The sequence below is a fragment of the Lentilactobacillus parabuchneri DSM 5707 = NBRC 107865 genome (assembly GCF_001435315.1).
Taxonomy (GTDB): domain Bacteria; phylum Bacillota; class Bacilli; order Lactobacillales; family Lactobacillaceae; genus Lentilactobacillus; species Lentilactobacillus parabuchneri.
Genome location: NZ_AZGK01000011.1, coordinates 13,951 through 26,062 on the forward strand (window position 1 = coordinate 13,951; position 12,112 = coordinate 26,062).

At 46.3% G+C, this 12,112-nt stretch carries 12 protein-coding genes and 1 riboswitch; of the genes, 8 read left to right on the forward strand and 4 right to left on the reverse strand.

Annotated elements, in window-relative coordinates; genetic code table 11:
* Positions 1-101: 101 nt before the first annotated feature.
* Both dapF and FC51_RS09265 read right to left on the reverse strand, forming a co-directional pair.
* Entirely contained in the window at positions 102-1,091 is a 990-nt protein-coding gene (gene dapF / locus FC51_RS09260) for a diaminopimelate epimerase (protein WP_057910645.1), read from the reverse strand.
* Positions 1,092-1,105: 14 nt separating this feature from the next.
* Positions 1,106-2,500 (reverse strand): aspartate kinase, encoded by a 1,395-nt coding sequence (locus FC51_RS09265; RefSeq protein WP_057910644.1) that lies wholly within the window; start codon positions 2,498-2,500, stop codon positions 1,106-1,108.
* A gap of 188 nt (positions 2,501-2,688) precedes the next feature.
* Positions 2,689-2,870: riboswitch (Lysine riboswitch) on the forward strand.
* 134 nt (positions 2,871-3,004) lie between these two features.
* On the opposite strand from FC51_RS09265, the gene lysA reads away from it, so the two are divergent.
* Genes lysA through FC51_RS09300 form a run of 7 tightly spaced genes read left to right on the forward strand, consistent with a single transcriptional unit; the run spans position 3,005 to position 10,274 of the window.
* Positions 3,005-4,312 carry a diaminopimelate decarboxylase gene (gene lysA / locus FC51_RS09270; RefSeq protein WP_057910643.1) on the forward strand — a complete coding sequence of 436 codons (1,308 nt, stop codon included), beginning with the start codon at positions 3,005-3,007 and terminating at the stop codon, positions 4,310-4,312.
* A gap of 14 nt (positions 4,313-4,326) precedes the next feature.
* A complete protein-coding gene (dapD, locus tag FC51_RS09275; RefSeq protein WP_057910642.1) occupies positions 4,327-5,037 on the forward strand; it encodes a 2,3,4,5-tetrahydropyridine-2,6-dicarboxylate N-acetyltransferase in 711 nt (236 codons plus the stop codon).
* A 4-nt stretch (positions 5,038-5,041) separates the two neighbouring features.
* The gene (locus tag FC51_RS09280) at positions 5,042-6,202 is read left to right on the forward strand and encodes an N-acetyldiaminopimelate deacetylase (RefSeq protein WP_057910641.1); all 1,161 of its coding nucleotides are present in this window, start codon (positions 5,042-5,044) and stop codon (positions 6,200-6,202) included.
* A gap of 18 nt (positions 6,203-6,220) precedes the next feature.
* Entirely contained in the window at positions 6,221-7,135 is a 915-nt protein-coding gene (gene dapA, locus FC51_RS09285) for a 4-hydroxy-tetrahydrodipicolinate synthase (protein ID WP_057910640.1), read from the forward strand.
* Positions 7,136-7,191: 56 nt separating this feature from the next.
* On the forward strand, positions 7,192-7,965 hold the full coding sequence (dapB, locus tag FC51_RS09290; protein ID WP_057910639.1) for a 4-hydroxy-tetrahydrodipicolinate reductase: 774 nt from the start codon (positions 7,192-7,194) through the stop codon (positions 7,963-7,965).
* Between the two features lie 21 nt (positions 7,966-7,986).
* Entirely contained in the window at positions 7,987-9,174 is a 1,188-nt protein-coding gene (locus FC51_RS09295; RefSeq protein ID WP_057910638.1) for an aminotransferase class I/II-fold pyridoxal phosphate-dependent enzyme, read from the forward strand.
* A 20-nt stretch (positions 9,175-9,194) separates the two neighbouring features.
* Positions 9,195-10,274 carry an aspartate-semialdehyde dehydrogenase gene (locus FC51_RS09300; protein WP_057910637.1) on the forward strand — a complete coding sequence of 360 codons (1,080 nt, stop codon included), beginning with the start codon at positions 9,195-9,197 and terminating at the stop codon, positions 10,272-10,274.
* A 122-nt stretch (positions 10,275-10,396) separates the two neighbouring features.
* Here FC51_RS09300 and FC51_RS09305 read toward each other — a convergent pair whose 3' ends face one another.
* Together FC51_RS09305 and FC51_RS09310 are read right to left on the reverse strand one after the other, a co-directional pair.
* Positions 10,397-10,795, reverse strand: coding sequence for a type II toxin-antitoxin system HicB family antitoxin (locus tag FC51_RS09305; protein WP_057910636.1), 399 nt, complete (start codon positions 10,793-10,795; stop codon positions 10,397-10,399).
* Positions 10,796-10,830: 35 nt separating this feature from the next.
* A complete protein-coding gene (locus tag FC51_RS09310; RefSeq protein WP_057910635.1) occupies positions 10,831-11,013 on the reverse strand; it encodes a type II toxin-antitoxin system HicA family toxin in 183 nt (60 codons plus the stop codon).
* A 172-nt stretch (positions 11,014-11,185) separates the two neighbouring features.
* On the opposite strand from FC51_RS09310, the gene FC51_RS09315 reads away from it, so the two are divergent.
* The gene (locus tag FC51_RS09315) at positions 11,186-12,040 is read left to right on the forward strand and encodes a metallophosphoesterase (RefSeq protein ID WP_057910634.1); all 855 of its coding nucleotides are present in this window, start codon (positions 11,186-11,188) and stop codon (positions 12,038-12,040) included.
* The last annotated feature ends 72 nt before the right edge of the window (positions 12,041-12,112 follow it).

Sequence of the window (12,112 nt, forward strand, 5' to 3'; positions counted from 1 at the left end):
CCCGCTACGGATTCGACCCTAGGTGGTTTAGCGAATGACATCTAAAGCAGTACGAAAAAGGATTCAGCGTTTTTTCGCTGAATCCTTCTTTGTTGTTGTGATTAAACTCGTTGACGCTTAAGTCCCTCAACAAATCGCAGGTAGGCCGGCTGTTCACCAGTTTCTGAAATTTGTGCGTGGTCTAAAACGTTTGCGTGAAGATCTTCTTCTGGAATTTCAACCTTGTGGGTAAACGTGGCGTTACCAATCAGGTCAATGGTGAAGTTGCTGTCATTATCATGGACGCGTGTCTTAACCATTCCGCCCGGATTATAAACAGAGATGGTCTGATTAAAGTCAGCCATTTCCGGGTGATTTAAGCAAAATGCCAAGCTGGTTGCCGACATCCCGGTTCCACAAGCGTTTGTAAAGCCGACGCCGCGTTCATAGGTTCTGACGAACAACGTGTTTCGATCAAGAATTTGGGCGAAGCTGACGTTGACGCCGTCTGGGAAGTATTCGTTTGGTTCGTTGAGCATTTTACCCAGTTGACCCAGAAGCTTGGAGTGCATGGTTTCTTCGTCCACAAAACTAATTAAATGCGGGTTGGGAACCGCGATGGCCGTGAACTTCAGACCGGGTGCAAATTCTGGTACCGCCTTATTGATTAAGTTGTCAGTTCCTAAATGATCGAATGGTAATGTTTCCTTGGCAAATGTCACCGGCGAAATTTCGACGCTAAACGTCGGTACGTCATTGGCCAAATCCGCTTCTCGATGAACAGCCAAATCACTATCCATTGTTTCGACTTTGAATGCATCTTGATTGAACTTATCTGAGAGGTAGCGGGATACAGTTCGTAATCCATTACCACACATCGATGCAATACTGCCATCGGTGTTGATAACTTGCATGCTGCCTAATACACCGTCATGGTCCGATTCGTCAATCACAAGTAGGCCATCGGCACCATCCAAGAGGCCTTGTTCCGGTTCGGTAATGTGTTTAGCCAACGCAACCAATTCGGGCTGTGGGAGCTTGTTTTGCAATGCAGTTTGATCCAGGATGAAGAACTTGTTCTGTGATCCATGAACCTTTAATAATTCCACCATGAAGCTGCCTCCTTTTACACTTCCGCCTGATATTCAATTCGGTTAACGGAAGGGTTCTCTCTAAAAAAATGTTCGTAAATGTATTTGACTGCCGCATCGGCATCTGATTGGCGGGTACCCAGCATAATTGAAATACGGGATGCACCTTGATTGATCATGTGAACGGGAATGTTGTGTTCAGCCAGTGGTCGGATGATATTTTCAATCGTTCCAACCCGGGCCCGCATTCCTTCACCGACCACCATAATAATGGCGTAGTCGTCAATCCAATCCAATGTGTCCGGGTGTAGCTCAGATTGAATGTCACGACACATTTTTTTAATTGTATCACGGTCGAGCTGAGTGCGGTCAAATATGATCGTCAAGTCATCAATTCCTGATGGCATATGTTCGTAGGAAACGCCGTACTTATACAGAATTTGTAAAATCTTCAGTGTGAAGCCGACTTCTTTGTTCAGCAGGTATCTGTGAAGATAAAGTGCTGCAAACCGATTTGAGCCGGCAATGCCTGTGACCGGTCGTTTGGAAGTGAAATCTTCTTCGGGAACAATCAATGTTCCGGGCAGGTCGGGATTGTTGGTGTTCTTAACGTTAATTGGGACTTGTCCTTGAATTGCGGGGATGATGGCTTCGTCATTGAAAACAGAGAAGCCGGCGTAAGAAAGCTCACGCATTTCTCTAAAAGTCATTTTGTGAATGGGAAGGGGGTCGTTAACGACCTTGGGATTGGCGGCAAAAATAGCGTCCACGTCGGTGAAGTTTTCGTAAAGCGACGCGTGAAGGCCGGCAGCGAGAATGGAGCCGGTAATGTCGGAGCCGCCACGGGCAAACGTTACGATGTTGCCGTCCTCAGAAAAGCCAAAGAATCCTGGGAAGACGAGCTTTTCATCGCCGTATGTTAAATGTGCGAGGTTATCATATGTCTTTTCGAGGACGGTCGCGCCGTTTGGATCATCGCTTAGTAAAATACCAGCTTCACTGGGATCCACAAAACGGGCATTTTCGCCAGATTCATTGAGGCAGGCGGCGAAAAGCTCGGCATTCAGCCGTTCACCGTGGGCTTTGAAAGCGGCCATCAGGTAGTCGTCGTTGGGATAGGATTTTGTTGGCAGGGCGATTAACTTCTGTTTGATGTCATCCAAGATAGTCGCTGGAACCCCAAAGCCATTGCCGATTTCTTGGTAGCGGGCAAAGATCGTCTCACAAATCTGTGTCGCATCAGTCCCGGCAATAATGGCGTTGGCATATTGGATCAGCAAGTCAGTTACCTTGACGTCCCCAGAAAATCGCTTGCCAGGCGCGGATGTGACGACAACTTTTCGATCCGGATCACTTTGAACGATGTTGATTACTTTTTGAACGTGGGCGGCATCGGCTAATGAACTGCCCCCAAACTTAACGACTTTCATAACTTTCATTCACTCCCTGGATATTCCCATTAATTAACAATTCGGTTAGAGATTGTTAAATCGAATTTTAGCAGTTTTCAGTGAATTTGCAAGAGTCATTAGTTTGAATGATGGAATTTGCATAAATTTGCATTCGATTGGTAAAAGCGGTTGACACTTTATGAGAAACATTATAGAATTATGTCAATTAAATCATTAGAGGTTGCAACCAACATCAGTAATTAGTGGAGTTCCTACCTGAACTTTGAAGCTAATGAAAGGGGCGGTTGCCGAAGCACCATGTGAGGTAGCACTTGGCGCGCTGGGACTTGGCTTAATAGGCTTTGGACTGTCGCGGCGGACAAGTCGGCTGCGGGGCGCTAACGACAAATGATACGGAATGATATGGATATTAATTCTGAATCTCTTTGTTCGGCGTTCGCCGGATAAGGGGATTTTTTTATACCGTCATGGCTAGACCGCATCTGATTGAGCAGCGGACAGTAAATATTTGGAGGAAAAAACATGAGTAATCAAATCGACCAGTTATCTACGAATCAAGAAGGACATCTACAAATCGGCGGGGTAGATTCACTGGAGTTGGTCAAAAAATACCAAACACCATTAGTGGTTTACGATGTCAAAGCCATTCGCGACCAAATTCACCATTTCCAAAAGGTCTTCCAAGATAACGGTGTCGATTTTGCCGTCAGCTATGCCAGTAAAGCATTTGCCTGCATTGCAATGTTTCAACTGATTAACCAGGAAAAAGGTCATATTGATGTCGTGTCCGGCGGTGAATTGTACACGGCAATTAAAGCCGGCTTTCCGATGGAACGGGTCAGCTTCCACGGAAACGACAAATCAAGAGCCGAACTTGAAATGGCGGTTGAACACCAAATTGGCGTGATTATCCTGGATAACTTCCATGAAATTGACTTATTAAAAGACGTTTTAGAAGAGAAGCAATCCCACATTAACGTGATGCTGCGGGTAACGCCGGGAATTTCAGCCCACACCCATGAATATGACCAGACCGGACAAGTTGATAGCAAGTTTGGCTTTGACATTCAAAGCGGTCAGGCCAAAAAGGCGCTGGGGTTGGTTCTTGAAGATGACCGGATGAACATGTTGGGGATTCACTGCCACATTGGATCACAAATCTTTGAGGTCAACGGATTTGAAATGGCAGCTGTCAAACTAATTGATACGTTGGCACAGTGGAATAAAGAAGTAGGCTACGTTGCCAAAGTCGTCAACGTTGGTGGTGGATTTGGAATTAAGTACACCGAAGAAGACGATCCGATCGCACCGGAAATGTTTGTTGACGCGATTGTGAAAGCCATCAAGAAGCGGACTGCCGAAACTAAGTTGCCAATGCCTGCCATTTGGATTGAACCGGGGCGTTCGATCGCAGGGCCTGCCGGATACAACTTGTACACGGTTGGCAGTAGAAAAGATGTTCCGGGAATCCGTTCGTACGTCACTGTTGACGGCGGCATGGGCGATAACATTCGTCCCGCTTTATACCAGGCCAAATACGAAGCCGTGTTAGCAAAGAATCCCAAGGCACCAATTAAAGAAACCGTTCGGATTGCCGGCAAGTATTGCGAGTCCGGCGACATTCTGATTCAAAAGCAGGATTTACCGGCAACTCAACCAGGAGATGTGTTGGCGATGTTAGACACAGGTGCGTATGGATACGCGATGGCGTCTAATTATAACCGCAATCCGCGGCCGGCCGTTGTGTTTGTCGAAAATGGCAAGTCACAAGTTGCAATTAAACGAGAGACGTTTGAAGATTTAGTTTCTTTAGATGAAGAATTCGAATAAGAGGGAGAGTCATAATGGAACAACTAAGTGCACGAGAAATCATCGATTTTATTGGAAATGCCAAGAAGAAGACCCCGGTTAAGGTTTACCTGAAGGGATCCATCAAGGACATCAAGTTCCCCAAATCAATTAAAGCCTTTGCTGAAAAGCACACCGCAACTTTGTTTGGGGATTGGGAAGACGTTAAACACTTCTTGAAGAAGAACAAAGCCAATATTGATGATTACGAAATTGAAGCTGATTCCAGAAATTCCGCTGTTCCGCTATTGGATATTAAAGATATCAATGCTCGAATTGAGCCCGGCGCAATTATCAGAGACCACGTGACCATCGGTAATAATGCCGTCATCATGATGGGCGCGATTATCAACATCGGTGCAGAAATTGGCGACGATACCATGATTGACATGGGGGTTGTGCTGGGTGGCCGTGCAATTGTCGGTAAGCATTCCCACATTGGCGCCGGTGCTGTTTTAGCAGGGGTGGTTGAACCCGCATCCGCCAAGCCGGTTCAAATTGACGACAACGTGCTGGTCGGAGCGAACGCAGTCGTGATTGAAGGCGTCCACGTCGGTGAAGGCGCCGTTGTTGCCGCCGGATCGATTGTCACCAAGGATGTTGCCCCACACACGGTGGTTGCCGGAGTGCCTGCCCGTAAAGTAAAGGATGTTGACGAAAAAACAACTTCTGAAACTGGACTTGAAGATGACTTAAGAAAGTTGTGATGAAATGACTCTGCTTAATAAGGAAGATTTAATTCATATCCGCCGACATTTGCATGAATATCCTGAGTTGGCGATGCATGAGTTTAAGACCCACGACTACCTGCTTGAAACGATTCAATCAATGAATCAGGACCACCTTGAAGTCAGGGAGATTCCAGAGTTACCAACCGCCTTATTGGTGTACGTAGCCGGGGCCAATCCACAGCGAACGATCGGTTATCGAACCGATATTGACGCATTGCCGGTAACCGAACAGACTGGGTTGCCATTTTCCTCCAAGATTTCCGGAATCATGCACGCTTGTGGTCATGATATTCATATGACCGTTGCGTTGGGGGTTCTCAGCTGGTTTAGCGAGCATCAGCCCAGCGATAATTTAATTTTCTTCTTCCAACCTGCTGAAGAGAGCGAAAACGGCGGCAAGGTTGCTTACGAACTGGGGGTCTTTGAGGGGAAATGGCGACCTGATGAGTTTTACGGTCTCCACGATAACCCTGGTTTACCAGCTGGCGCGATTGGGTGTCGAATGGGAACCCTGTTTGCCGGAACGACAGAAGTCAACGTTGATCTCATCGGCAAAAGTGGCCACGCGGCTTATCCGCAGAATGCCAACGATATGGTGGTTGCCGCCGCTGAGTTCATTGACCAAGTGCAAACCATCGTCTCTCGAAGCGTCAATCCAATCGAGGGTGGTGTGATCACCTTTGGTAAGTTGGAAGCTGGGACAATCAGAAACGTGATTGCCGGAAACGCCCGCATCGAAGGCACCATTCGCGGGTTGACGCAAAAGATGATCGAACACATCGTCGGCCGGCTGAAGATGGTTGCGAATGGCGTTGCCACCAGCTATGGTGCCGAGGTCAACATTGACTTTAACCAGGGTGGTTACCTGCCGGTTGAAAATAACGATGACTTAACCAAACGATTCATCGATTTTGCCAAGCAGGATCCAGATACGCAGTTTGTTGAAACGGAACCGGCAATGACCGGCGAAGATTTTGGTTACCTATTATCAAAGATTCCCGGCACCATGTTTTGGTTGGGAGTTGATGATGATTCACAGCTTCACTCGGCGACCTTCAATCCTAAGGAATCTTCAATTGAAAAGGGCGTTGAATCGATTACCAAGTTTCTTGAATACCGGATGAAAAATGAAACCAATTAAAAGAAAGTAGGGATTCTTATGATTAACGCAGATATTATGACAGCAATTGTGACCCCATTTAGTGAAGACGGCAGCATCAACTTCGACGGTTTGGAAAAACTAACCAACCATTTGATTGACACCGGCAGCCGCGGATTTGTCATCGGTGGGACCACGGGTGAAACACCGACGTTGAGCCACGACGAAAAAATTGAATTGTACACCCGATTTGCCCAAATCGTAAACGGAAGAGGCACGATTATTGCCGGAACCGGTAGCAACAATACCGCTGAAACCGCTCAGTTAACTGCTGAAGTTGGCCACATTCCCGGCATTGATTATGCGCTGGTCGTTGTGCCATACTATAACAAACCAAATCAACGCGGAATGGTTGCGCACTTCACCGCCGTTGCCGAACAGTCACCAATTCCGTTGATTATGTACAACATTCCTGGGCGAACTGGCGTCACGATGGCTAATGAAACGGTTGTTGAATTATCACACAACTCAAACATTGCTGGTGTAAAGCAGTGTACCTCGCTCGATGACTTGGAATATTTGGTTCAAAACACACCAGATGATTTCAACGTCTATACCGGAGAAGATGCCCAGGCACTTTCTGCCAAAACAGTTGGGGCCAATGGTGTCATCTCAGTTGCCGCTCACATCTATGGTCGCGAAATGCGCCGGATGTACGATGCCATTGAATCAGGTGACGTGACAACCGCAGGTAATTTGATGCGATTCCTGTCACCAAAAATTCAAGCACTGTTCATGTACCCATCTCCATCATGTGTAAAGGCCATTTTAAATGTTCAGGGCTTTGGCGCCGGCGATTGCCGTTTACCAATTTTGTCACTCAATGACGATGAAAAAGCAATTTTGGCACAACGCTTGGGCGTTAGCGATTTGGCTGACATCCCCGTTGATGGCACTGAGATGGCTAGAAGCTAATTTCGAGTTGATTTGGATAAGCCACATTATTTTGGATAAACAAGGGAGTTTTCTTCATGATTAAAGTTTTAGTTGCCGGATTTATGGGGTCAATGGGTCAAAAGACCGTTTCGATGGTCAAAAAAAATGATGACTTTGAATTGGTTGGCGCCTATAATCCTGGAATCGATACCGTGCATCTCCAGGGAATGGGGATGGGCGATCAGGTTAAATTATTTGCCAGCCTGGATGAAATTAAGACTGATGCCGATGTCTGGATTGATTTTACGGTTCCCAGTGCTGCGTTTGAGAACGCCAAATTCGCCATCGAACACGGCATTCATCCTGTCATTGGCACTTCAGGGATGACCGATGAACAAGTCGAGCAGCTGAAGCAGTTGGCTGACGATAAGCAAGTTGGCGGGATTTTAGCTCCTAACTTTGGGATTTCAGCAGTTCTATTGATGAAATTCGCCAAGGAGGCTGCCAAATATATGCCAGGGGTTGAAATCATCGAGATGCACCATGACGACAAACTAGACGCCCCATCGGGAACCGCACTGGCGACCGCTAAAATGATTAATGAAGCTCGTGGTGAGCAACAGGCACCCGCAACCGAAGAAACGCTCAAGGGTGTCCGAGGCGGCGATTATCACGGTATTAAGATCCACTCGGTTCGATTGCCGGGCTATGTTGCCCACGAGCAAGTGCTCTTTGGCAGTCAGGGTGAGGCGTTGACAATTCGTCAGGACTCGTTTGACCGCGGCTCATTTATGAGCGGCGTTGAGCTGGCAGTTCCAGCCGCAGCCAAGGCCACCAAATTAATTGTCGGATTAGAAAATATTATGTAATTCATTCATCAGGAGGAAAATATGCCACAGTTAGACAGTAAGTTGACAGAAGTTGTCAATAAAAACGTGAAAGCAGTTGGGCCCTCAGGAATTCGGGAGTTCGACCAAGAAATTTCGTCAATTCCAGGAATCGTCAAATTAACGATTGGCGAGCCCGACTTTGATGTCCCGGAACACGCCAAACAGGCCGCAATTAAAAGCATTCAGGAAAACAAGTCCCATTATTCGGCACAAAAGGGAATTTCTGAACTGCGGACGGGTATCAGTCATTACCTCAAGCAACGAATCGGTGTCGATTACGATCCCGACTCAGAGATTGTGGTCACGGTTGGTGCAACTGAGGCGATTTTCTCAGCTTTAACCTCAATTTTAAATCCCGGAGATAAAGTAATTGTGCCAACACCGGCATTTGCCCTTTATTTTCCAATCATCAAGGTTGCCGGGGCCGAACTGATCACAATTGACACGTCTAACGATGGCTTTGTCTTGACACCTGAAAAGCTCCAAAAAGCCTTGGATGAAAATGGGGACAGTGTTAAAGCGATTATTTTGAACTACCCATCAAATCCGACCGGAGTTGAATATTCCGAAGCTCAATTGAAGGCCTTGGCTGACATTATTTCCCAACATAAGATGTATGTGCTGGCAGATGAAATTTATAGTGAACTAACCTATGGCGTTTCACATCACTCAATTGCCGCCATGCTGCCCGGTCAGACGATCTTGATTAACGGGTTATCAAAATCTCACGCGATGACCGGTTATCGTATTGGTTACATTGCCGCACCAAAGGACTTTGTCACTAATGCTTCAAAGATGCATGCATTTGTGGTCACCGCTCCTTCCAACCCGGCTCAATACGCGGCAGCAGAAGCGTTGAATAATGGCTTGGACGACCCAATCCCAATGCGGGCCGCTTACCATAAACGCCGTGATTACATTGCCGATCGACTCGAGAAAATGGGGATGCAGATTGTCCTTCCCGAGGGTGCATTTTACATTTTTGCTAAGATTCCTGATACAATAGACGAAACATCAGTCGAATTTGCGACCGACTTGGCGAAAAATGCTAAAGTGGGGGTTACCCCAGGTTCAGCATTTGGCCCCGGTGGTGAAGGCTGGATTCGGATGTCTTACGCGGCGTCTGATGAGGATATCAAGTTGGCAATGGATCGAATGAACGCGTATTTACTTGAATTAGCGAAATAACGAAAGGGAGACTAAAGAGGATGAAAGAGTTTAACGTTGCAATTTTAGGTGCTACTGGTGCTGTCGGAACCCGCATGATTCAACAATTGGAGCAGTCAACTATTCCAGTGAAGAGTGTTAAATTGTTGGCATCGGCCCGTTCTGCCGGCAAAGTCCTTCAATTCCGTGGCCAAGATGTCACGGTTGAAGAAACCACGCCGGATTCATTTAACGGAATTGACCTGGTATTGTCTTCGGCCGGTGGGTCGACCTCGAAGAAATTTTTGCCGGAAGCCGTTAAACGAGGCGCAGTCTGTGTCGACAACACCAGTGCTTACCGGATGGAAAAAGAAGTTCCGTTGGTCATTCCTGAAGTGAACGAAAAAGCTCTTTACAACCATCGTGGCATTATTGCCAACCCTAATTGTTCAACGATTCAAATGGTGGTCTGTCTGGAACCAATCTATAAGCAATTTGGCTTGAAGCAAGTGATTGTTTCAACTTATCAAGCGGTTTCCGGTGCGGGTCAATCTGCGCTCAATGAATTGATGGAAGAATCCCAACAAGTCTTGAACGGAGAACCCACTGATCCAAAGATTCTGCCAACCAAGGGTGATAAGAAGCACTACCAAATGGCCTTCAACCTACTACCACAAATTGACGTGTTTGAGTCGGACGGCTATTACACCCATGAAGAGTGGAAGATGATCCATGAAACCAAGAAGATTATGCTTGATGACATGGATGCCAAGGACATTAAGGTGACGGCAACCTGTGTCCGGGTCCCTATTCGAATCGCGCATGGCGAATCCGTTTACTTTGAAGTTGCTGACAAGACTGCCACAACTGATCAAATCAAGACTGCAATGGCCGATGCTGATGGGGTTGTTCTCCAAGATGACACGGCTCATCAAATCTATCCGCAGTCGATTGAAGCAGAAGGCAAGCGCGAAACGTTTGTTGGCCGAGTTCGTCCGGACTACGAAAACGAAGGTGCATTCAACATGTGGGTTGTTTCAGATAACCTCTTGAAGGGTGCTGCATGGAACGCTGTCCAAATTGCTGAGCGGCTGGTCGCTGATGATTTGGTTCGGGTACCGGAAAATCCATATGTAGGATAATATAAATAATGTTCGAGCCTGTCGGCCTGGTCGATAGGCTTTTTTGATATTAAAATAAAACGAAACCGGAAAGCCTCGATGACCTTTGGCTTTCCGGTTTTAAATTTGAATGATCATAATGGTTATAAAATATTGAGCTTGTGCTTTAAGGCATCCGTGAGTGTGGCAGAGAAATTGATGCTTTTTTGCTTGCCTAAATCATTTAAATATTTTGGAATTGTTAACGTCTTTTTGATACTTACATTGTCTTCACGTTCCCGTGCCAACGTTGTGTCGACCTCGATAGGAATGATCAGCTGGCTTGTATCATGTGTTAATGATTCTGGACTTGAAGCCTTAGGCAGCTTCTCGTGTAAATCCTCAACAACTAATAAGTAGCCTTCCAAGGCATCATGAGCCATATGAAGGGCATCTGACATCGTTGTTCCATATGTTGCTGCGTGGGGGGCTAAGTCAGGGAATGTAACTTCAATTTTGTCATCTGATTGCTTTTTGAATAAAGCATAATACAAATATTTCATTGGTGATAACCTCCATTGATTTGTTAAACGCACGGTTATTTGAGCCCCGCTTGTTTTAGAATGCTATTGTACGTTCCTTTTGGAATATCTTTACGAGGATGTGGCACAGTTACAATCCCCAGCTTTTGAGGGTGTTTAAAATGCCAATGGTCCCCATGGATTCTAACTTTGTACCACCCATCATGTTTTAACATCTGGATGATGGTTCTGGAGTCCATCCACCATACCTCCTTGGTGTGTTTTAAATATAGCACGTATAAAAATACGTATCAATCAAGTTGATTTTTGCACGCTATATATTAATTACGACTTTTCAAAGATCTTTATTTTTTGAAACAACTGATTTCAAAGCGCGTTAAGATATAGAAAAGTGACCACCAGGAGGTAATCATGCGGATTGGATTTGTGTCAGACTTACATATCGATTTTAACCGTCAGTATGACTTTACGGCGGTTCTTGAGCAGTTGGTTTATGACAAGCACTTGGATGAACTTGTTTTAATGGGCGATTCCGCCAACGGGCTCCAGCGAAACTTGGCATTTTATGACTGGCTCGCTGCGGCTTTGTCAGTCCCTTTTCGGACGCTGATTGGTAATCACGACCTTTACGTGGATCATCCCCGCGAAAAATCAGTCGCTGAAATTCAACAAACTTCTCGCGCAACTTATGCGAAGCTGGATCAGTTGCCGACATCCCTGACCCGGCATCCGATTGAAACGGCTCACTGGTTCATTACGGGCATTAACGGCTGGTATGATTACACCTTTGCCAATCATTTCTCTGAAGACAAGGGGCCACGGTATGCCGACAATGTGATTGCCAAACACGTTTGGCCCGATCAGATGTATATCAACGGCAATCAAATCAGTTATCGCCGTGATCGCAACTGGGTGACCAGGCAAATTTTTTCCTGGCAGCATCAGATTAACCAGTTGGACCTGACGAACAAGCAGCTGCTCGTTGTCAGTCACATGCTACCAACCAAGAAGCTGACCCGACAGATGCCGATTCCACTGTACGATCGCTTTTTGTATCAGCTGGGAAGTGACCGGTATCGACGGGTGTTTGAGCAAAATCACGTTAAATTGTCATTAAGCGGGCATTCCCATATGCCAAATAACGTGGTCGAAAACGGCATCCGTTACCGAAACCTGTCACTGGGATATGACTTTCAGTGGCAAAATCCGGGTGATGCCTTGGGCGAACTCGAGCGGGTGATGTATGTCTTGGAGGATGAATCATGAAACGATTGGAAACGTGGCTGTGCGATTTGGCGTATTTTTTAGCCAGGTACCTGCATTTTCGGAGGTATAAGC

Coding starts and splice junctions, on each gene's coding strand:
- dapF (WP_057910645.1), bottom strand. CDS start 1,091: ATGGTGGAATTATTAAAGGTTCATGGATCACAGAACAAGTTCTTCATC.
- FC51_RS09265 (WP_057910644.1), bottom strand. CDS start 2,500: ATGAAAGTCGTTAAGTTTGGGGGCAGTTCATTAGCCGATGCCGCCCAC.
- lysA (WP_057910643.1), top strand. CDS start 3,005: ATGAGTAATCAAATCGACCAGTTATCTACGAATCAAGAAGGACATCTA.
- dapD (WP_057910642.1), top strand. CDS start 4,327: ATGGAACAACTAAGTGCACGAGAAATCATCGATTTTATTGGAAATGCC.
- FC51_RS09280 (WP_057910641.1), top strand. CDS start 5,042: ATGACTCTGCTTAATAAGGAAGATTTAATTCATATCCGCCGACATTTG.
- dapA (WP_057910640.1), top strand. CDS start 6,221: ATGATTAACGCAGATATTATGACAGCAATTGTGACCCCATTTAGTGAA.
- dapB (WP_057910639.1), top strand. CDS start 7,192: ATGATTAAAGTTTTAGTTGCCGGATTTATGGGGTCAATGGGTCAAAAG.
- FC51_RS09295 (WP_057910638.1), top strand. CDS start 7,987: ATGCCACAGTTAGACAGTAAGTTGACAGAAGTTGTCAATAAAAACGTG.
- FC51_RS09300 (WP_057910637.1), top strand. CDS start 9,195: ATGAAAGAGTTTAACGTTGCAATTTTAGGTGCTACTGGTGCTGTCGGA.
- FC51_RS09305 (WP_057910636.1), bottom strand. CDS start 10,795: ATGAAATATTTGTATTATGCTTTATTCAAAAAGCAATCAGATGACAAA.
- FC51_RS09310 (WP_057910635.1), bottom strand. CDS start 11,013: ATGGACTCCAGAACCATCATCCAGATGTTAAAACATGATGGGTGGTAC.
- FC51_RS09315 (WP_057910634.1), top strand. CDS start 11,186: ATGCGGATTGGATTTGTGTCAGACTTACATATCGATTTTAACCGTCAG.